18 protein-coding genes are annotated in these 21,259 nt (G+C 47.6%); 9 read left to right on the top strand and 9 right to left on the bottom strand.

The window, feature by feature from the left end:
• Positions 1–17: 17 nt before the first annotated feature.
• Both GV030_RS10665 and GV030_RS10660 read right to left on the bottom strand, forming a co-directional pair.
• A complete protein-coding gene (locus GV030_RS10665) occupies positions 18–452 on the bottom strand; it encodes a SiaC family regulatory phosphoprotein (RefSeq protein WP_159582293.1) in 435 nt (144 codons plus the stop codon).
• 399 nt (positions 453–851) lie between these two features.
• The gene (locus GV030_RS10660) at positions 852–1,280 is read right to left on the bottom strand and encodes a SiaC family regulatory phosphoprotein (protein ID WP_159582292.1); all 429 of its coding nucleotides are present in this window, start codon (positions 1,278–1,280) and stop codon (positions 852–854) included.
• A 392-nt stretch (positions 1,281–1,672) separates the two neighbouring features.
• Here GV030_RS10660 and GV030_RS10655 point away from each other — a divergent pair, with 392 nt between their 5' ends.
• Complete coding sequence (locus GV030_RS10655) at positions 1,673–4,132, top strand: ABC transporter permease (protein WP_159582291.1); 2,460 nt, start codon at positions 1,673–1,675, stop codon at positions 4,130–4,132.
• A gap of 101 nt (positions 4,133–4,233) precedes the next feature.
• On the opposite strand, the gene atpC is transcribed toward GV030_RS10655, so the two are convergent.
• The 3 genes from atpC to GV030_RS10640 all read right to left on the bottom strand — a co-directional run bounded on the left by atpC (position 4,234) and on the right by GV030_RS10640 (position 7,313).
• On the bottom strand, positions 4,234–4,494 hold the full coding sequence (gene atpC / locus GV030_RS10650; RefSeq protein WP_159582290.1) for an ATP synthase F1 subunit epsilon: 261 nt from the start codon (positions 4,492–4,494) through the stop codon (positions 4,234–4,236).
• A 4-nt stretch (positions 4,495–4,498) separates the two neighbouring features.
• Positions 4,499–6,007 carry a F0F1 ATP synthase subunit beta gene (gene atpD, locus GV030_RS10645; RefSeq protein WP_159582289.1) on the bottom strand — a complete coding sequence of 503 codons (1,509 nt, stop codon included), beginning with the start codon at positions 6,005–6,007 and terminating at the stop codon, positions 4,499–4,501.
• A 91-nt stretch (positions 6,008–6,098) separates the two neighbouring features.
• The gene (locus GV030_RS10640) at positions 6,099–7,313 is read right to left on the bottom strand and encodes a HAMP domain-containing sensor histidine kinase (RefSeq protein WP_159582288.1); all 1,215 of its coding nucleotides are present in this window, start codon (positions 7,311–7,313) and stop codon (positions 6,099–6,101) included.
• 212 nt (positions 7,314–7,525) lie between these two features.
• Between GV030_RS10640 and GV030_RS10635 the strand changes: the two genes are divergently transcribed.
• From GV030_RS10635 to GV030_RS10625, 3 genes are all read left to right on the top strand, one after another.
• Positions 7,526–7,948 carry a hypothetical protein gene (locus GV030_RS10635; protein WP_159582287.1) on the top strand — a complete coding sequence of 141 codons (423 nt, stop codon included), beginning with the start codon at positions 7,526–7,528 and terminating at the stop codon, positions 7,946–7,948.
• A 794-nt stretch (positions 7,949–8,742) separates the two neighbouring features.
• Positions 8,743–9,216, top strand: a complete 474-nt coding sequence (locus GV030_RS10630; protein WP_159582286.1) for a hypothetical protein — start codon at positions 8,743–8,745, stop codon at positions 9,214–9,216.
• A 336-nt stretch (positions 9,217–9,552) separates the two neighbouring features.
• Positions 9,553–9,768 carry a hypothetical protein gene (locus GV030_RS10625; RefSeq protein ID WP_159582285.1) on the top strand — a complete coding sequence of 72 codons (216 nt, stop codon included), beginning with the start codon at positions 9,553–9,555 and terminating at the stop codon, positions 9,766–9,768.
• Between the two features lie 43 nt (positions 9,769–9,811).
• On the opposite strand, the gene GV030_RS10620 is transcribed toward GV030_RS10625, so the two are convergent.
• Complete coding sequence (locus GV030_RS10620) at positions 9,812–11,137, bottom strand: ABC transporter permease (protein ID WP_159582284.1); 1,326 nt, start codon at positions 11,135–11,137, stop codon at positions 9,812–9,814.
• The gene (locus tag GV030_RS10615) at positions 11,130–12,041 is read right to left on the bottom strand and encodes an ABC transporter ATP-binding protein (protein WP_159582283.1); all 912 of its coding nucleotides are present in this window, start codon (positions 12,039–12,041) and stop codon (positions 11,130–11,132) included. The genes GV030_RS10620 and GV030_RS10615 overlap by 8 nt, the downstream gene beginning before the upstream one ends.
• A gap of 102 nt (positions 12,042–12,143) precedes the next feature.
• Between GV030_RS10615 and GV030_RS10610 the strand changes: the two genes are divergently transcribed.
• Genes GV030_RS10610 through hutU form a run of 5 tightly spaced genes read left to right on the top strand, consistent with a single transcriptional unit; the run spans position 12,144 to position 19,352 of the window.
• On the top strand, positions 12,144–12,896 hold the full coding sequence (locus GV030_RS10610; protein ID WP_159582282.1) for a 1-acyl-sn-glycerol-3-phosphate acyltransferase: 753 nt from the start codon (positions 12,144–12,146) through the stop codon (positions 12,894–12,896).
• 24 nt (positions 12,897–12,920) lie between these two features.
• Entirely contained in the window at positions 12,921–13,208 is a 288-nt protein-coding gene (gene gatC, locus GV030_RS10605; protein WP_159582281.1) for an Asp-tRNA(Asn)/Glu-tRNA(Gln) amidotransferase subunit GatC, read from the top strand.
• A 14-nt stretch (positions 13,209–13,222) separates the two neighbouring features.
• Positions 13,223–16,081, top strand: coding sequence for a hypothetical protein (locus tag GV030_RS10600; RefSeq protein WP_159582280.1), 2,859 nt, complete (start codon positions 13,223–13,225; stop codon positions 16,079–16,081).
• Positions 16,082–16,132: 51 nt separating this feature from the next.
• Positions 16,133–17,704, top strand: a complete 1,572-nt coding sequence (gene hutH / locus GV030_RS10595; RefSeq protein WP_159582279.1) for a histidine ammonia-lyase — start codon at positions 16,133–16,135, stop codon at positions 17,702–17,704.
• Positions 17,682–19,352 carry a urocanate hydratase gene (gene hutU, locus GV030_RS10590; RefSeq protein ID WP_159582278.1) on the top strand — a complete coding sequence of 557 codons (1,671 nt, stop codon included), beginning with the start codon at positions 17,682–17,684 and terminating at the stop codon, positions 19,350–19,352. Before hutH ends, hutU begins: the two co-directional genes overlap by 23 nt.
• On the opposite strand, the gene GV030_RS10585 is transcribed toward hutU, so the two are convergent.
• Positions 19,345–20,064, bottom strand: a complete 720-nt coding sequence (locus GV030_RS10585) for a class I SAM-dependent methyltransferase (RefSeq protein WP_159582277.1) — start codon at positions 20,062–20,064, stop codon at positions 19,345–19,347. The two genes, hutU and GV030_RS10585, sit on opposite strands and share 8 nt — an antisense overlap.
• Positions 20,057–21,241, bottom strand: a complete 1,185-nt coding sequence (locus tag GV030_RS10580; protein WP_159582276.1) for a metallophosphoesterase — start codon at positions 21,239–21,241, stop codon at positions 20,057–20,059. Before GV030_RS10580 ends, GV030_RS10585 begins: the two co-directional genes overlap by 8 nt.
• Positions 21,242–21,259 lie beyond the last annotated feature (18 nt).

The raw sequence follows: 21,259 nt of genomic DNA, 5'->3' as shown, positions 1-21,259 counted from the left end.
TAACTGGTTGTTATTGCTTAGGCAGCCAGGTAGTGAAAATCCATGTCATAAATCTCCGCAAAGTCTCTACCTGTCTCCATCATCTCATTATCAGCTTCGGCACTCCAGATGACGTGTATACGCTTACCCACAGCGCGCATACTTCTCAGGTATTTGAAAAAATCAAAGAGTACTTTGGCCGTACTCGTATTAATGTTTTGAAAGTAAAAGCTCACGGTCAGTTGGTCGGTCTCCTCCAGGTTGGCTTTCACATCAGTCAGTATCTCATGATAAAACTTCTGCATATCCGGGTTTGTCGAATTTCCCTTCACCATCAACACCTGGTTGAACTCATCATAACAAACGAAAGGTGTTTTGGGAGTAGGCTCTATCACCCGTGTTCCGAAGTGAGACACCATGAGTGAAAGACTGTCAAGGTTGTAAGGTCGAGAGGAATGCTGATTTACTGTCATGGCTCTTAATTTTAGGGTGCTTATCAAATAACTACAATACAAAGATGCCATACCTGCTGACCCCATATAAGAGGGAATCAAGTATTTAGATAAAATGGGTGATTTGCGCAACATTCTCCTTCCATCTCTGCGGATATCCGCAATATGCCATCAGTCAACAGGGAGGAAAAACCCTTTTCAATCTGGTGAAAATAAGGCCTATGATCTATTGGAATAGCTTTTATGCGCATTTCGGACAGTGCGATCCGCTCGAGTCAGATATGCGTAGAGTCACTCTGTGAATCACGCACTGGGCGATCTCCAGAGCAACGGTTTAGCAGGATTTTTTCTAAAAGACACAAAAAAAGGTGACCCATCCCGAGTCACCTTTCACCTGTTGGCCGCCAATTTCCTAACCGCCTAGGCTGCCAAATATCTGAAATTCAAATCATATAGCTCTGAGAGCTCGCGCCCGGTTTCCATCATTTCATGATCACAGGCATCAGCACCCCAAACCACCTGTACTTTGGTGCCTGCTGCCACTCGCACCCGCAAATATTTGAACAGGTCAAATAAAACCCTTACCGTACCCGTGTTCATCGACTTGAAGTAGAAGTAGACCCTCAGGTTTTTGGAGTCAACAGTATCTCTTTTTACAGCCGAGAAGATAGGATCAAAAAACTCCTGTATATGAGGATCGCTGGCATGTCCCTTGATAATCAGGAATTTTGTCTCCTTATCATAGCTGACAAAGGGAGTGGCCCCTGTGGAATCCAGCATCAGGTTTGAGGTCCATTTGGGAATAAACCCATGGAGGTGAGTGGTGTCTGTAGCGTAGTGAGTAATCATGTTCTTAATATTAATTTGTGAGTGTTAAGATGACGTTTAGCCCTTGACCCTCCCGGTGAGTTGGCTGTCAGATCATAGCTGTAATCTGGCAGTGGGAGACATTCAGGCATTCGTCATCTGTTGGATTTAAGTTTTCATTTCATTCTTTAGTTTTATGGCTATACAAATTTGCTCAATAGCATTCCGTTATATTAGAGTGATATCCGTATTTTAAACTTTGCGTGAAACACGCAACGGTGTGGTTTTTCCGAGTGACTACACAGTCAGGAGCGAACAGAGAGTGTCCGTCACCGACCATTTTTGAGGTACAGGTAAAAAGCAATCTGCTTATTTTCAATAACTTACCCTTTCTGGCAAGCATTTGGCACCAATAGCCACAAACCGAACAACCTATGATCCGCAACCTGCTTACTATTGCACTCAGACGAGTGAAAAGACAGCGCTCTCTCACCCTACTCCATATCCTGGGGCTCTCCATCGGCCTGATGTCCTGCATATTCGTATGGCTTTACTCCAATGAGGAGCTCAGCTTTGATCAATTTCATGAGCAGGGAGATCGGATTTATAGGATCAATCAGACCTTTATCTGGGGTGATGACGATGCCCTTTTCGGTTCCACCGGCCCTGCGGTGATGGGCGCGCTCTGGCGCGAGGTGCCAGAGTTTGAAAGCATGACCCGCGTGCACACACCGGGTAATTTTTTGATCTCACATAGCAATGCTCTGGGTGAGCCACAGGTCTTCGAAGAAGAGCACCTTTTGGCCGTGGACTCCAATTTTCTGGAAATCTTTACCTTCCCGCTGCTCCAGGGTAACCCAAAGACTGCCCTCATCAACCCTAAGAGCATTGTGCTGACAGCCAGCATGGCTCAGAAATACTTTGGTAATGAAAACGCCCTTGGCAAGCAGCTAGAACTCGGCGAGCAACCCAATAAGCAGTCTTACCTGATCACGGGTGTGGCAGCGGATGTTCCTGCCAATTCTCACATTCAGTTTGACTTCCTCCTCTCCATGTCGTCCTTCCCCAGGGTTAAAAAATCGGATGACTCCTGGATGTGGACCACCTTTGTGACCTTTGGGCTACTCCGGGCAGATGCAGACCCAGGCGTGGTGGCTCAGAAAGTGGCAGCCGTGCCCGGCAAATACCTGGAGGCTTTTCTACAAAAGTACAGAGGGATCAGCTATGAGGAGTTTCTGGCCTCTGGCGAGGAATGGAACCTCTACATCCAGCCCTTTCTGGATACTCACCTGCGCTCCACGCACGTGTATTCCAGGTTAAATGAAGTCTCAGACATCAATACCCTCTATATACTGTGGTTGATCGCCGGGCTCATCCTCACCCTGTCCATGATCAATTTTGTGAACCTATCCACCGCAAAGGCCACCACCAGAGCCAAGGAAGTGGGAATAAGAAAAGTCATCGGCTCGGCAAGAAAACAGTTGATTGTTCAGTTTCTGGTAGAGTCATTCATTTACGTGATAGGCGCGGTGATCGTCTCTTTGTTTCTGGTAGAGTTTCTCCTGCCTGCCTTCAATGGCATCACCGCAAAAAGCATTTCCATTACCCAGTTATTCTCCCCGGATTTTATTCTCGTCCTCTTCGTGCTCACGCTGGTGATCGGTCTGTTAAGTGGACTCTATCCTGCCTTTTATCTGTCTTCATTCAGGCCCGCACTGGTACTCAAAGGCAAAAACATGCAGGGACTCGGTGGTACCCGCACAAGAAATACATTGGTGACTGCTCAGTTTGCCATCTCCATCGCCATGATCACCTGCACGCTGATCGTGCGGGACCAGGTAGAGTTCTGGAAAAACGCTGACCTGGGTTTCGATCGGGAAAACAAAATCATCATTGAGCATGCCGAGCGACTGGGCACCTCAGTGGAGGCTTACGAAAACATGCTATTGCAGCACCCACTGGTGGAGCGTGTCTCACACTCCTCCGATACCCCACCCATGATCTTTGATTTTGACAACTTTGTGCGGAACGGAGAGGAGCAAAGAAACATCTCCGTCAACTACCTGACCAGCGACGAGCACTTTCTGGAGGTGTACGGACTCAGTCTCATGATGGGCAGAAACTTCTCACGTGAGTTCACCGAAACACATCACATCATCGTCAATGAATCCCTGACCAAATCCTTTGGGTTTGACACCCCTGAGGATGCGCTGAATCAACCCATCACTTACAATGAGGTGGACTATAAGATCATTGGCATTGTCCGCGATTTCAACAGCAACCTTTCTGATCAGATTTATCCTACGGCCATTTTCGACGCCAGCGCACCTATCTTCAGAGATCCCTCTACAGAGCTTACGGTGAGCCTGGTGAGAGACCTCACCGCAGATGAGACCATGGACTTATTATCAGACTTTGAATCCAACTGGAACCTCATTCAGTCATCTGCACCTTTTGACTACACCTTTATGGATCAGGAATTTCTCCAGTTCTTCAAGGAAACCATTCGGTTTAGCCACATCCTGAAAGCCCTGGCTTCCCTGGCCATATTTATTGCCTGCCTGGGACTGATCGGTTTGGTCGCTTTTGTGATAGAGAAACGCAACAAGGAGATCGGGATCAGAAAAGTCCTCGGTGCCTCGGTTACCAACATCTGGATACTCCTTTCGGGCAACTTCGGCAGGCTGCTGCTGATTGGTTTTGTGATCGCTACACCACTCAGCTGGTACCTGATGGCTCAATGGCTGGAGAGCTTCCCTATGCGCACCACTATTTCGGTATTTACCTTGGTAGCCTCTGGCGTGCTCATGTTGCTAATTGCGGTCATCACCATGAGCTTTCAGACCCTCAAAGCCTCCCGAATGAATCCGGTGGATTATCTGAAGGAGGAGTAAAGGTAAGGGTGGATCTTGATCCTATTTCTTGAATCCTACTGGAGGTCTAAAATAAAAAAAGGGAGCTCATGCTCCCTTTTCTATTTTCATATATCTAAGGATTACTCCTTGATGATCTTCTCAGCCAGTACGGTCACCTTATTGTTGAGTACTTCTACCACTCCGCCACTTACAGCGATGTGTGTTTCCTCAGGCTTCTTGTTGACCTCTCTGGTAAATTTGATGTCCCCATCTCCCAAGGTGGAAATCATAGCGGCATGATCACTCAACACCTGAAATGACCCGTCGCTTCCCGGAAAAGTAGCACTTTCTACTTCCCCTTCAAATACCTTTTCGTCTGGAGTTACTATTTCTAAAAACATGCGCTTATGCGTTAGCTTCTGCTAATAATTTTTCTCCTTTGGCCACTGCATCTTCAATGGTTCCTACCAGGTTAAATGCTGCCTCAGGCAAATGATCATATGTACCATCCATGATGGCATTGAATCCTTTGATCGTGTCTTTGATGTCTACAAGCACTCCTTTGAGACCTGTAAACTGCTCTGCCACGTGGAAAGGCTGAGACAAGAATCTCTGCACCCTTCTGGCTCTGTGTACCACTTCTTTATCTTCATCAGAAAGCTCATCCATACCCAGGATGGCAATGATGTCCTGAAGTTCTTTGTATCGCTGCAAAAGCTCTTTCACACGCTGCGCACAGTCGTAGTGCTCAGCGCCCAGAATCTCTGTGCTCAGGATTCGGGAAGTACTATCCAAAGGATCCACTGCAGGGTAGATACCCAACTCAGCAATCTTACGAGAAAGTACGGTGGTAGCATCCAGGTGAGAGAAAGTAGTCGCCGGAGCAGGGTCAGTCAAGTCATCGGCAGGTACGTATACGGCCTGTACGGAAGTGATCGAACCATTCTTGGTAGAAGTGATTCGCTCCTGCATGGCACCCATCTCAGTGGCCAGCGTAGGCTGGTAACCCACCGCTGATGGCATACGTCCAAGAAGTGCAGACACCTCAGAACCCGCCTGAGTGAATCGGAAGATGTTATCCACGAAGAAAAGGATATCACGTCCCTTGCCAGTGCCATCTCCGTCACGAAAATATTCTGCGATCGTCAGACCAGAAAGTGCCACTCGAGCACGTGCCCCCGGAGGCTCGTTCATCTGTCCGAATACGAAAGTTGCTTTAGATTCTTTAAGGTCTTCAGGAGTCACTTGAGACAAGTCCCATCCGCCTTCTTCCATAGACTTCTTAAAGTTCTCACCGTAGTTTACGATGCCCGCCTCAATCATCTCTCTCAAAAGGTCGTTACCCTCACGAGTACGCTCACCCACACCGGCAAACACTGATAGACCAGAATACGCTTTGGCGATGTTGTTGATCAATTCCTGAATCAATACGGTTTTACCAACACCGGCACCACCGAACAATCCAATCTTACCCCCTTTGGCGTAAGGCTCAATCAGGTCAATAACTTTGATCCCTGTGAAAAGTACCTCAGTAGAGGTAGAAAGGTCTTCATATTTAGGAGCCAATCGGTGAATCGGCAATCCCTGACCACCTTTCGGCTGTGGAATTCCGTCAATCGCTGCCCCTACAACGTTGAAAAGACGACCTTTGATGTCGTCTCCAATGGGCATCTGTATGGGGCTACCCAGGTCCTCTACTTCCATTCCCCTCATCATACCGTCGGTAGCGTCCATCGCAATGGTACGCACGGTATCTTCTCCCAGGTGCTGCTGTACTTCCAAAATTACGTCAGTACCGTCCAGTTTAGTGATTTTCAACGCATCCATGATGTTGGGGAGTTTTGAGCCCTCAGCATCAAAACTAACGTCCACAACTGGACCGATTACTTGGGTGATTTTGCCTTTATTAGCCATTATTCAATTTGATTTAAATAAGCGTATCTCGAATCGAGTGCGAAATTAATCTAAAATTGGTTAAGAGAAAAAGCAGGTAGTCGAAAACTGCTCACGATTTCAGTAATATTCTGAAGGTAGTCCCTTTATTGAGCTCAGAGTCCTTCACAAAAATCCTTCCACCATGGTAATTCTCTACAATTCGCTTGGTGAGTGCCAGTCCCAGCCCCCAGCCTCTCTTCTTGGTGGTGTACCCGGGTTTGAAAACCTGCGTGAGGCGATTTTTCGCGATTCCTTTTCCGGTATCGGAAATGTCCACGGCCACCCTGCCGTCACTCACTTTCATGATTTTGATGGTAATGGCACCTTTGCCCACCATGGCGTCCACGGCGTTTTTGACAATATTCTCCACCACCCAGGCAAACAGCGGCCGGTTGATGCTACAGGTGATCTCCTCATTGGGGAAGGCCTGCACCGTCATGCTCACTTTGGTAGATATTCTTTTTTCCAGGTACTTCACCACCTCAGACACCAGATCAAAGACCCGCTCCTGACGCAACTGCGGCACACTCCCGATATTCGAAAAGCGCTCGGTGATCATCTCCAGCCGATCCACATCCTTTTGCAGCTCTATAAATACATCTTTCTGATCGGGGAAGGTCTCCTTGAAATACTCCACCCAGGCGATCAGGGAAGACAAAGGAGTACCCAGCTGATGAGCAGTTTCTTTGGCCAGACCCACCCACACCCGGTTTTGCTCTGCGGTACGCGAGTAGTTGAACACCGCGAAGATGATGAGCCCAAAGATGGCGATGATGGACAACTGCACATAGGGATAATACTTCAGCTGCGTGAGCAGGAATGAATTGCGGTAGTAAATGTTCTTGTAACCATAGATCTGGTTGTTGTCATCGGTCAGGGTGACCATGATGGGCTCCCGCTCCGTCATCATGTCCTTGATCTCATTGAGGAGAAACCGCTTCCGGACCCGGTCATTGTCTATTTTGTCTGCTGCCGGGATATTGCGGTAGTGCTCCGGCTTGCCAAACTCATCAGTGAGAATCACGGGGATGGTGTTGTTGGCCTGGATAATCTCCTCCATGACGAAGATGAGGTTGGGCGCATCATTTTCATTGGCCAGGTACTCTAGTGTACTGGCATAGAGGTCTATCTGCTTCCGCTCCCGGTCGCGGATTTGCTTCACCAGCTCATTGGTATAGACGATGGACCCGGCACTGATGATCAGGGCCACACCCAGCACCACCCACTTGAAGCTGGAGCGATTGGAATAAAGACTGATGGTAGGTTCTTCTCGGTATGCACTCACTGCCAGAAACGAGGTTGTTCCATTCGGTAATTTAGCAGAAAATCAAATTTAGCAGGGAAGGAAAGTCTTTTTTGCAAAGAAGTGTGTGAAATACAGTTCATTGAGCAAACACGAAGCCAGGGAAAAACCAGTGTACGAAAGATAAATATTGGTTGATCAATAGAATTGCCGTATTTTGAGAAATAATTGAAGACTATGATTGGAGGTTCAAAATGAATTTTTTTAAAGCAGCAGTTTTAATCGCATTTTTTGCTTTTGGTACAGATGCCAATTCTCAACGTAAAATCAAAAAAATTGAAATTCAGGAAAGCGGCTATAATGTTCAACTGAAACTGATTCCACAGTCGAGCCACACTTCCTATGATGGACTTTCAATAAAAATCAACCCAATTTCAGCTTCTGACTTAAATCGTGAATTCATGAACCAGTGTCACCTGAATGGGGACTTTAATTATTCCTATTATGAAAAGTCAAGAAGCACCTACTTCTTAAAGAAACGAAAAATCAAAAGGGAAAAATCTAACTCCGAATTCATTCTCGAAGGTGCCGAATGGCTTTTCGAGAATGAGAAAATCACATTTCGTGACTCACAATTGATTGGTTGTATGATGAGAGTCGTATGGATAATGCATTAAACTTCTCAATCGTATCTGGCTCTGAGGGAGACATTCACGTATCCAATGATGCTCTTTTTATTGATGAAAAGAGCATCGGAAAGGAATTCAAAATTTCAACATTGGCTCTCTTAAATGACGATCTATATTTTAGTCAAACTACCCTCTTGGGTTCTGATTTTATTGATCGGGACAAGAACAAAAGGAAATTCATCCCCATCCGATTATGGAAAATAAAGGAGCTTAATAAAAACACAAAATTTTGAACCCCATACGGGCCACTAAAGGATGAGTTTTCGCCTGCAGCCAAGATCTCTATCACGGATTCTTTAAATATGGCCACTTCCAATTCCGCCGCGGATTGAAAAGACGAATTATAAAAACATTCATAAAACCCAATCCAACGAGGAATGCAAGTGCAATGAACAGAGTCATTTTAACATTATTTGTTCTGGTATCTTTTGAATCAATGTGCCAAACACCCGCACTCATTAAGTACCCTACATGCGCTATTGCACGGGAATTGGCGAAAGAAGAATTAAAAGGAGATACAATTAATTATTTCCATTTTGGTGATTTTCGCAATAACAGTCAGTTTCACATTAAGATTGACTCATTGGCCCGAAGCATGGGCATAAGGTTGGCACACGCAAGTCATCAAAGTTCGTTGGATTGTTATAATGAAGTCGTAAAATCCCACTTCAGTGACAACAATGGCATTGACAATATCTGGGTTTATCTTAATATAAAGACAGATTCGCTGCTCAATTTGGATCGGTGATGCCGTGGGTTAGTAAAATGGCGTTTAAAAAACCATGCAAGTAAAAACGATCATTTTGTCACTGCTCTTATCAGCAGCCTGCTTTCGTAGCTTCTGTCAGGACAGTGACTATTACAACTTCCTCAATCCTATACAGGATTCGATCTACATTTATTTTGTACCCGACAGTACCCGATACTTTATTTCTGAAAGGAGCCTCATCGAAGGAAATCTGGGCATTCAGTATTTTATCCCAATGGCGCTGGGAATCGATCTTTGTTTCACCAACAACTACTACCCTGAGAGCATTTATAAAAACAAACTGCCACTCGATTCCATAGTAAATTTAGAGGTAAGGGACTACTGGTGGTTGTATCAAGACATGGGTATGGATCGTTTGCTGGAAAAGCTCAATTGGGGGAGTACTGATTTCTTCCTGGTGGTTCCTGATAGCGCACAACAAATAGCCGAAATATGGCATGTGTTTAACTGTAATAACTCCAGTCATGTGCTGGAATATGATCATTGAGAAAAGTCAATGGACAACCTTAGTACCTATGTCAGAAAATATTGAGCAATTACTCAAGGGTTGAAATAGTTGTAATTAGTTGCCTATGAAAACGATCAATGCTTTACTTTTTTCACACTGATATCATATTCAAGTCGCGCTCAGATTAAACCCGACTCTGTTTTCATTCATTTTAACCCTGAGAGTATTTACAATGAAGTCCAGAATCCCGATTCTTATACTATCGATGACCAGGAAATTCAGGCCTACTATTTCATCATTAAAATGGGTACTGGTATTGATCTTTGCTTCGGGAATAGCATATATGAGGGCAATTCATATCGAAAACTGATCCCAATGGAGGAATTGACATCCTTAGATATCCGGGACTATCAATGGGTCCGTGACAATTACTATCTGTACGATGACCCAGGCGATGAATCAGAGTATATGAAACTATGTGAAGATCTGCTTAAAATAGATTCTACAGAGTTTTTTCTGGTTATTCCAGACAGTCTCAAACAAACAGCAGAAATCCTTCATGTTTTTAATTGCAACTACGTAGAGTATTGAGCCCACCCGGCATTCACATCCTGGGTGGGCTTTCTTTTTCCAATCAATTCTTCATCATGATCCACTTGGCCAGCACCTTGTAATTCACTTTGGTGCCGTGCATCAGGATCCCAATCCTATAAATCCTGCTGGCAAACCAGATGGTGAACACGAACCCGCCAATCATCAGCACCATAGAAAGGGCCAGCTCCCATACAGGCACCCCAAAAGGCACGCGCATCATCATCACCACCGGGGAGGTGAACGGGATCATGGACATCCAAAACGCCAGTGACCCATTGGGGTCGTTCAGCACGGCGCTGAGCATGACAATGGCCAGAATCAGCGGCATGGTGACCGGAAACATAAACTGCTGGGCATCTGCATCGCTGTCCACCGCAGAACCGATGGCCGCAAACAGCGCTCCGTAGAGCAGGTACCCGGTGAGGAAGAAAAACAAAAAGGCCACGATGACCATGGGCATGTTGATAGACTCTACCGCCGAGCTGATACTGCCTAGAAGGCTCTCCTCCATCTGCTGGGCTGTTTCATCCTGAGGTAAATTCATCGCATCCATCTGCTCAGTCTGCTGTTTTTGTGCGTCCATGGCCTGATTGGCGAAGATCCCACCTACAGCCGTGCTGATGGTGGTAGTGAGCACGATCCAAAGGATAAACTGCGACAAGCCCACACCGGCTATGCCTATCACTTTGCCCATCATCAGCTCAAAAGGCTTCACCGATGCGATGATCACCTCCACAATCCGGCTGGTCTTCTCCTCCACCACGCCACGCATACACTGGGTACCGTAGACGAAGATGAAAATGTATATCAGGAATGACGCCACGTAGCCCACCACGGTTGCTCCTATGGAGCTGCTCTCCTTTTCGTCACCCGATCCGGAGAGGTTGATGGTGCTGATGTCTACATTGGCCTTCAGGCTTTCGAGCACTTCCTTTTGAATCCCGGACTGCCGAAGTTTGATGTTTTCAATCTCACCTTCCAGCTTACGACTCAGGTCATGCACCATGGAAACGCTGGGGTTATTGGGGGAGTAAAACACCACCCCTGCTGGGGCAGCCACATCGATATCAGGAATATAAAGCAGCCCGTCAAAGTCCCCATTCAGCACATCTTCTTTGGCCGCATCCAACGACTTGTCAGAATAACTAAACTCCATCTGGCTGTCATCGATGAATATCTCACTGAACATGCCGCTCTTGTCCACCACCTGTATGGTTTTGGTGTCCACATCCTTGGTGGCGGTCCAGGCAATGAAGAAAAAGAAGCCTCCGAAAAGCAAGGGTGCCAAAAGGGTCATTACGATAAACGACTTCTTCTTCACCCGGGATAAGTACTCTCTCGCAATGATCAATCCGATGTTATGCATGGCTGTCTCCTTTCACTTTACTGATGAATATTTCATTGATGGAGGGGATCTTTTCTATGAACGAATGAATCTCCACAGCCCCGATCAGCACCTTCAGCAGGTTATTGGGGCCACCCTCCGTTTTGTCCTTGAGGATCGATTCGGTAAGCCCATCCTCCGTAGTACCCGTGCTCAAAAGATCGTAGTGGTCTGTGGAGGCCAGAGGGCCCTCATGGGTCACGATGTATGTGCCATCCTTGTGGTCATTTTTGATGTCTAGTTTCAGTCCATCCAAAATCTTCTCCGACTTATTGATCAGCGCAATATGGTCACACAACTCCTCCACAGACTCCATTCGGTGGGTAGAGAAGATGACCGTAGCGCCGGCTTCTCTGAGTCTGAAAATTTCATCCTTGATCAGGTTGGCATTCACCGGATCAAATCCGGAAAAAGGCTCATCCAAAATGATCAATTCCGGCTCATGCATCACTGTAGCGATGAACTGCACCTTCTGGGCCATTCCTTTAGACAAGTCCTCTATGGTTTTGCCACTCCATCCGGTCAGCTCCAGTCTTTTCAGCCAGGCTTTGATTTTGGTAGTGGCATCGGCCTTGGAGAGACCTTTGAGTCTGGCCAGGTAAAGCAATTGCTCCCCCACCTTCATTTTTTTGTAAAGCCCCCGCTCTTCCGGCAGATATCCAATCTTACGCACGAGCTCCGGGGTGATTTTCTCGCCGCCCAGATACACCTCGCCACTGTCCTGCTCGATGATTCTGGTGATAATCCTGATCAGCGTAGTTTTGCCCGCTCCGTTGGGGCCCAGAAGACCAAAAATGCTCCCTTTCGGGATAGAAATGCTCACATTGCTTAAGGCCTGGTGACTGCTGTAGGATTTACTGATGTTTTCAACACGTAGTAGTTCCAATATTCTTAACTTTTTTAGTTTACGGTGATTTAGTCTTTATTAACCTGAATTTATTACACTTGATGAGAAGTTTCTGCCGCAAATTATAAATATTCTATCCCATTGAAGCATTCACCTCTACCTTATACCCTCTACGCGCTTTTCATTTTTCTGATGACCAGTCTGGTGTTTGTGCCACTCATCGCCTTGCTGTCTCCTTACAAAAAATGTCATCGACTGGCCCTGAAACTTCACTGGTATTGGGCCTGGAGTTTTTGCCGGATGGCATTCATCCGGGTGGTCATTGAGGGCAAAGAACACCTCAGATCAGATCAACAATACATCTTTTGTTGCAATCACTTCTCGTTCTTCGACATTCCTGCTTTTTGCTTGCTCTATTCTGCCAAATTCATTGGAAAAAGCTCGCTCGCTAAAATCCCCCTCTTCGGGTTTTTCTTCCGGAATATGCACATCCCCGTGAACAGGTCCAGCATGAGGAGTCGTGCCGGAAGCTTGAAGATGTCCAAAGAGGCTATTGATGATGGTTTCAATCTTTGTTTCTTCCCGGAAGGAGGTGTGCTTGTAAAGGAAGAAAACCTCCCTTATATGGTTTCTTTCAAGGATGGCGCATTCAAACTGGCCATCGAAAAAGGCATTCCCATCATCCCGGTCACCATGCCCTACAATTTTTTGCTGCTTCCCGACAAAACCCCCGTCCGGTTTCATCATCATAGGTGCAAAATAATTGTACACAAACCCATTTTCCCTAAAACAAGTGATGACGAGGAAGTGAAAAGATTGAAGGCAGAAACCTTTGCCATTATCCAGGCCGAACTTCTGGCACATCATCCCGATAAAGTCAGGACGGTTGGCTAATATTGCTTTGAATAAAGTATTTCTATGAAAATAGACCATCAAACGCTTGAAAAAATCGCTCATCTGGCCCGTCTGGAGATCCACCCGGACAAAGCCGATGGCTACATCAAAGACATGGAGGAAATCCTCACCTGGGTAGAAAAACTCAATGAACTGGACACCGAAGGAGTGGAACCACTCACTAATATGTCCTTTGAAGAGAATGCCCTGCGGGAAGACGTCAAGAAGGCGCCGCTGGATCACGAGCGTGCCCTGAAAAATGCTCCGAAAAAGGATGATGATTATTTCAGAGTACCTAAAGTGCTTGATTGATTCCCATGGATCGCATGACTCAGTATTTACCCAAAGCACTTGTTGCGCTATTTATAGCTGTTGTCCTCGCTTTTATTTTCGCCTATTCTCAGGGCTACGATTCCAGCATTGGGTGGAATGTGACCACTACAGCCGAATCAGAAGCATTCTATACCCTTCCCTTTAAAAAAGGCCCTTTCCAGTTTAGCTTCCAGGGTGAAAAATATACGCTGGCTGAAAATTTCTCAGCAGGACCCATTGAACGTCATTTCACCACGGATGCCATCATCCTTTCTGTCATTTTATTAGGCTTGTGCCTGATCCTCACCGTGACCACCTACCTGTCCAGAATGTGGTTTATCGGTATCATGGGGCTGTTCATTTTTTTCATCATGACCCTACACCTGCCTGAAGTAAGGCTCTTTGGGTTTGGGGAGCGATCATCGGTAGCTGTGGTGATCGTGCTGATCATTTACCTGCTTCCGGCCTACCTTTTCCATGCCTTTATCAAAGATGTAGATTTTGGCTGGCGCCTGCTATCCTTTGTATTGCTATCCGCCGGTATTGTCTTTTTCTCCGGAGTAGAAACGGTTGCCTTGCAGGAGCAATTTATTGCCGGTAGTTATTTTGGTATGATCGCCCTGACGCTTGTTTTTCTGTTTCTCATAGCCGAGGAGAATGTTTTTGGCATTTTATTCCTGATCACACAGTCCAAGGGTGGGCGGAGCAATCACGTCCATTTCTCCGTGTTTTCTTTTGTCTATTTGGGCATTCTCCTTGCCCACTATGGTAAAAAAGCCGCCTTTTGGAACCTGGACATTGCCTTTTTCAGTCCCTATCTGCTGCTGGCACTGAGTGCCCTGGTCGCATTGTGGAGTTTGAAATATAAAAGATCACTCTTCGAAGGGTTCATCTCGGTGGGATATGCTCAGATACTCTATTGCAGCTTGGGGATGGTGGTGATCGGGTTTATTACGCTCGCTTTTTCCCGCGGCAATGATTCCGTGTACGAAGGGCTGCATTACTTCATCATTTATACGCACATGGCCTTCGGCACCATGTTTTTCCTCTACCTGTTCTGGAACTTCGTCTCACCACTGGGTCAGGGAATGCAGGTCTATAAAATCGCCTATAAATCGCAGAGCTTTCCATACGTAAGTGCCCGGCTTGCCGGACTTGCCGCCATTGCGGCCTTCTTTTTCCTGGCCAATAAGGAGCCCTTCTTGCTCTTCAGAGCAGGCCACTACAACTACCTGGGTGCACAAGCCGAAGCACAGGGCCAGGACAGACTGGCTGCGGAGTACTATCGCGAAGGCAGTATTTATGGCTATGACAACCATTTTTCCAACTACAAAATTGGCTACCGGGAACTCCAAAAAGGGGATATCTCAGAAGCCAACTATCGGTTTGGGAGAGCGGCGCTGCGGTACCCATCGCCTCAGACTTTTGTGAATCAATCTGCCACGGCGGCCATGAGCAGTGAAACCACGCCCTCCCTGATCAGCTTACAAAACGGACTGAGGGCATTCCCCGACAACAATCAATTGCTCAATAACCTGGGGCTTACCTATGCAGACATGGGCAAAACCCACGAGGCTGTGAATACGCTACAACAGGCGCAACCCAAAAGTCAATGGACAAACGCCGCCCTGGTCAACCTGTGGAAAGTACGGGAAGTCGATTCGGCGCAAGCCGAGCAAGACTATGAAGCGGGTAATCTGGCAGTAAAAGCCAATATACTCAGCGCCCTGATGGATGCGAACGTGCAGACTTCACTGTCCTTTGATTCAGCTAGTCTTTTCCCATCCTACCCCCTTCACAGGCTGGCCTTCCTTATTAATGCCGCCTGGTATTTTGAAGATGCAAAGGTAGCGCTATGGCTGGATCAGTCACTTTCAGGTCAGCTGGATGAACGCATGTACTGGGCTGGCAAAAACGCCATGGTCATGAGCTACTTCAAAGCCGGCCAGGTCAACAATGCACTGCAGGCACTGGATTACCTGAAGACTGAAGTACCTACCCGGGAGTCTGGCAAATACCTGAACCAAATGGGGCTAATTGCGCTTTCTCAGCATGCTCCGAAGGTAGCCCTTGATTACTTTGACCAAGCCACACAGGCCGGATTTGAAGATGCCCTGCTGAACAAAGCCGCCTGCTTGCTGGAACTGGGTGAATTCTCAAAAGCCACGGAGTGGGCTACTTACCTGGTCACTCTGGATTCCAGTTATGCTGCACTCAAAAAGGATATCACCAACATCAGCAACACTGAAAGCCTCACGCCTGACCAACAACTTTTCCGGCTGTACTACCTCTATCGAACTTACAGTGCGGGAGAGATCAACGCCCTGCTGTCTCAGGCCGATGAACAATACATACGATCCCTATGGGCCAAAGTAGCCAATGAGCAACTGGAAGAACAAAACTATGACCAGCTCAAGACCTATCGTGCGGTTTTCAATTCCCTTCTGCCTCCTGAATATTTTGAAGAACCAGATGCCTTGTTGACCCTGGTGGATGGGGGGGTGCCTCAGAATGGTCATTATCTTTCAGAAATTTTGGCACTCAAAGACCAAAACGAGCAGACAGCCGCATTGGTAAACCTGGCAGGCATGAACTCGCTGAACGAACCACTGGTGCTGGCCATCAGCAGGATTCTCAGCACCACGCACCTCTCCGAATCCTATGATGTATTGGTCAATGCCATCAATTTCAACCCAAGAAGTGTAGCTTTGCATCAGCAGTACATCATGGCAGCCCTGGAAATGGGACTTGAAAATTATGCCAATGATGCCCTGCAGAAACTAACAACATTAACAACCCAAAATGACTACCAGCTTTTCTACCAGCAATATCTGGATAAGAAAAAAGCACTGGAGGCTTCCGGCCCCTGGTAGGATGATTTTTTAGATTTTGCAGGATTAAACCCTGCAAGCGCTTTTATGGATATGAAACACCCCTTTCAATTCGGTAAGGATACCCTCACCCCGGGCATCGCACTGAGAATAGCACGTGGCCAGCAAACTGGTACATTTGCTGATGACACCATTAACAAAATCAAAAAGAGTCATGCAGACGTGGCTGAGATTGCCAATGGCGATCGAGTGGTCTATGGCATCAATACTGGTTTTGGCCCACTTTGCACCACCATTATTTCCAAAGAACAAACCCGCAAGCTTCAGGAAAACATCCTCAGAAGCCACAGTGTAGGAGTTGGAGCTTATGTGCCATTGGAGATCGCCAAACTGATGCTCGTGACCAAACTGCAGGCATTGAGCTTTGGCTACTCTGGCATCGCTCTGGAAACCCTGGAAAGAATCAAATGGCACTTGGAAATGGACATCACTCCGATGGTGCCCACACAGGGTTCGGTCGGTGCATCGGGTGACCTGGCCCCATTAGCACATCTTTTTCTTCCCCTGATCGGTCTGGGAAAGGTGACTTATAAAGGTAAAATACAAGACTCAGGTGACGTATTGCAGCAGCTTGGTAAAGCACCCATTGCACTAGGTCCCAAAGAAGGGCTAGCCCTGATCAATGGTACACAGTTTATACTGGCCTATGCTGTAAGGGGTCTTGTCAGACTTCACAACTGCCTGGAGCTGGCCGATATCATTGGCGCCATGTCACTCGAGGGAATTTTGGGTTCCGCTTCTCCTTTTCAGGAAAAACTCCATGCATTAAGGCCTTTTCAGGGTTCGCTCCATGTCGCGCATCGTCTGAGAACCTTACTGAAAAATTCTCAGATGGTAGAATCTCACGAAAACTGTGGCCGGGTACAGGATCCTTATTCTATCCGATGTATGCCGCAGGTTCACGGGAGTAGCAGAAACGCCTGGCATCACCTGAAGGAGTTGGTGAACGTAGAGCTAAACAGTGTGACCGACAACCCTATCGTGTTTAGCAGTACGGACACCATCAGCGGTGGAAATTTCCATGGACAACCCTTAGCCATGCCTCTGGACTATGCCACGCTGGCGGCGGCTGAATTAGGAAATATTTCTGACCGAAGAACTTACCTGCTGCTGGAAGGCGATATTGAAGGGCTACCCAAGCTCCTGATGAAAAATACCGGCATCAATTCCGGGTTTATGATCCCCCAATACACCTCAGCAGCCCTGGTGAGTGAGAATAAGTCGCTTTGTTTCCCGGCCAGTGCCGATAGCATCCCAACATCTCTGGGTCAGGAAGATCATGTCAGTATGGGCTCCATCAGTGGGCGCAAGTTGAATCAGGTCATCGACAACCTGGAAAATATCCTGGCTGTAGAGCTTATCTGCGCAGCGCAGGCCTTTGACTATCGCAAACCCATGAAATCCAGCAAGATTCTGGACGCCTGTCATGAGGTCATTCGCGGCAGGATCGACCATGCTGAGGAAGATCGGATTTTTGCCGATGACATTGAAAAAGCCCATGACATGATCGTCAATGAATCGATCATTGACGCTGCCTATCAAACCGCCCAACAAAACAACATTAACCTTAAAGGAGATTTGTATGAATTATTCTCAATTTCTTGAAAAGTACGCTAAACACCCCCATTACAAAGCCCCAACCGGGTCACAACTTCACGCTAAGTCCTGGCAAACAGAGGCGCCACTGAGAATGCTCCTCAATAACCTGGATGACGAAGTGGCGGAAGACCCGGCCGAACTGGTGGTGTATGGAGGCACCGGACAGGCCGCCCGAAATCGTGAATCCCTGGAGAAAATCATTAAGATTTTACTGGAACTGGAAAATGACCAGAGCCTGCTCGTGCAGTCCGGCAAGCCCGTAGGCATCGTGCGTACGCACGCCGAAGCACCACGTGTGTTAATAGCCAACTCGAATCTGGTACCTGCCTGGGCTAATTGGGAACATTTTGAGGACCTCAAGTCACGCGGACTGATGATGTATGGTCAGATGACCGCCGGTAGTTGGATCTATATAGGATCCCAGGGAATACTTCAGGGAACCTACGAAACATTTGCAGAGTGTGCGAGGCAACATTTTGGAGGTACATTGAAACACAAGCTACTGGTAACTGGTGGCCTGGGAGGAATGGGTGGCGCTCAGCCACTGGCGGCTACCATGGCCGGAGCCACCTTCCTGGGCGCAGATGTGGACCCAAAAAGAATAGAAAAAAGACTTCAGACACGCTACATCGATAAGATGACCCATAGCTATGAAGAGGCACGAGATTGGGCATTGGAAGCCAAAGAGAAAGGCGAGAACCTGTCCATAGGACTAGTAAGTGACATAGGTGACCTTTTGGCCAACCTGCAAAGAGATGGCATTGTACCGGATGTTCTGACCGATCAAACCTCAGCACACGACCCGGTATTTGGATACGTACCCAACGGGATGTCTCTGGCAGAGGCAGAGGCCCTTAGAAAGTCCGATGCGGTGACCTACAAAGACCTATCGCTCAAAAGCATGGCCCGGCACGTAAGGCTGATGTTGGATCTGCAAAAACAGGGTGCCATTACCTTTGACTATGGCAACAACCTTCGTGAGTTTGCCCGTCAGGGGGGAGAGCCCAATGCTTTTGACTTCAAAGGTTTTGTGCCCGAGTACATCCGGCCACTCTTTTGCGAAGGCAAAGGCCCATTCAGATGGGCTGCGCTTTCCGGAGACCCGGAGGACATTTATACCACGGACAAGGCATTGATGGAGGCCTTTCCTGAAAACACACACCTGATCAACTGGCTCACTCAGGCCCGTGAAAAAATCGCCTTCCAGGGTCTGCCATGCAGGATCTGCTGGCTGGGTATGGGCGAGCGCGAAAAAGCAGGCCTCATTTTCAATGACCTGGTCAAAACAGGAAAAGTAAAAGCCCCGATTGTGATAGGCAGAGACCATCTGGACTGTGGCTCAGTGGCCTCACCGAACAGGGAAACAGAAGGCATGAAGGATGGCAGCGATGCGGTTTCTGATTGGCCACTGCTCAATTTACTGTCCAATGCCTCTGGTGGTGCCACTTGGGTATCCTTCCATCATGGTGGCGGGGTAGGTATGGGCTATTCACAGCATGCAGGCATGGTGGTACTGGCAGATGGCTCTAGCAGAGCAGAAAAGTGCCTGAAGCGGGTGTTGTACAATGATCCTGCCATGGGCGTGTTCAGACACCATGATGCCGGATATGAAGAAGCCACTAAGGTGGGTGAAGATTTCGGGTTGATCATTTAGATCGTCTAAGCTCCAATATCCGCTGCCCTCTGGGGTGGGGATATTGGGCTGATAAATCCCTGAGCTGGAAACCATACTGTTTGGCCAACTCTTCAAAGAATGAATAGGGATAGGCAAAGTCTACCTCCCGCTCTACCCTGAACTGATCAGCCTCCTCATAGGTAAAGAAAAACTTACTCTCCTCATGCATAAGCGCGCCACACTGGGCCATGTGTTGCTCAATATAGTCTGGTTCCAAATGCGTGAAAACCGATTGTGCCCAGAGCACATCAAATTTCATCCTCCTCAGCTCGGGATCTGCTAATCCCTTCATACTCCAAAACACCCTCGGGTCCTTATTTTCAAGTCCCTCACTCGCTATCAATTCCCGCGCAAAGGATACGGCAGCTTGAGAAATGTCATAGCCCGTGTATTTTTTCGGTTCCAAAAAATCAATCAGAAGTCTGCCACCTCTCAATGTACCACACCCTATATCCAGTACGGTATGAGATGCCTGTAGTCCCTTGGCCTTCAAGAACTGAAGTTGTAGTGCGCCCAGTTCTTCCCAATATCCGCCGATGGCTTCATGGGGGTCCCTGGCCACTCGCTTGTTTACGAATTCCGCATAGGCATTCAGGTAATCCTGATGGTTAGCCCTTTTAAATTGAGGATCTGAACGTCTCGTAATAAGGCGCTTGATAATCCGCTTGATGGCTACGATAACATCAGTCATCCAATGAAATTTTAGTCATTTCGGTAGATACGCCCTCTCGGAAAACTGCGGCGGCCCACTCATCACTCTTTTCAAACTTCTTCTTAAAATATCCCTTGGGTTCCAAAAGCGACCGCCCCCGCGATTTATCCATAACTACCTTACCTACCACGTCAAATCCATCCGTACCCACAGAGAGGTTCTCCAAAGGTCTGTTATCACCTGTTTGCCATAGGTGATCGCCTGAAGGGTACATTTCTAACTCTTTTAGCGTGAGATATAGCTGATCATCAGTCACCCGTACCATCAGATAGCTAGTGCGCCGGTTATACCCTATGAGGCCTCCATGTACCACCTGCATCACACCATCGCGGCTGGTGCAGGTAATGGCATGCATCTCCCCACACAGGTACAGGTCTACCTCATGTTTGCTCATGGTTTGCCAAAATCCTGACTGGCGCCCTTCAGCTACTTTGAGACCACTGGTACTCCACCTACGGACAGGTCCGAGCACGGGGGTATGCCCCATGATGATTTTGTGGCGTGCATCTCTGTTTTCCAGAAGTACACTCTCCAACCAGGCCAACTGCTCTCCGGACACCCCGGGTTTGATGCTGCCTTCATCACTTTCGCCCTCTTCAAAGACATCCACCGATACAAACAAGACATTTTTGTGACGCCACCAGTAGGCTGTTCCCCGCATATGAGCAGGGCCATTTTGGGGCATCTGGAGATGGGTAGCAAAAGCCTCCTTATAGGCCGGAATCACAGCAACTTTCGCTGAATCAATCCAAGGGTTGTCCCCTATTTCATGATCCCCGATGGCAACATAAAACTTCAGCTCATGGGCTTGCATTCTGGCTTTCCAGGCAGAGTAGTACAGCCCGGAATATTTCGCGATTGAATCTGCACTCTGCCACGAAGGAGCGTCCCAGTGGCCCATCACCAGATCGCCCGGCACCAATACGAAATCAGGATTTTCACTTTTCACTTCATTTAGGATCATTCCGAGAGATTCTTCCCAGCCAGGTTGTGGGTACTCGGTGTCCACATTCAGGAAATCAGGGATGCTGACAAATGTCCAGGCATCCTCACCAGGCACCGATACTGTACCCTTCGGCTTGTCCCCAGACTGACAACCCAAAAAGCAGACGATACAAAAGGTGATGGCCCCAATAAGCCCTGATCTCAATAGCATATCGCCTCAATGATACAA

It is taken from the genome of Marinoscillum sp. 108 (genome assembly GCF_902506655.1).
Classification (GTDB): Bacteria; Bacteroidota; Bacteroidia; order Cytophagales; family Cyclobacteriaceae; genus Marinoscillum; species Marinoscillum luteum.
The sequence above is the reverse complement of the archived record's forward strand: the minus strand, read 5'-3'. Positions and strand labels throughout refer to the sequence as shown.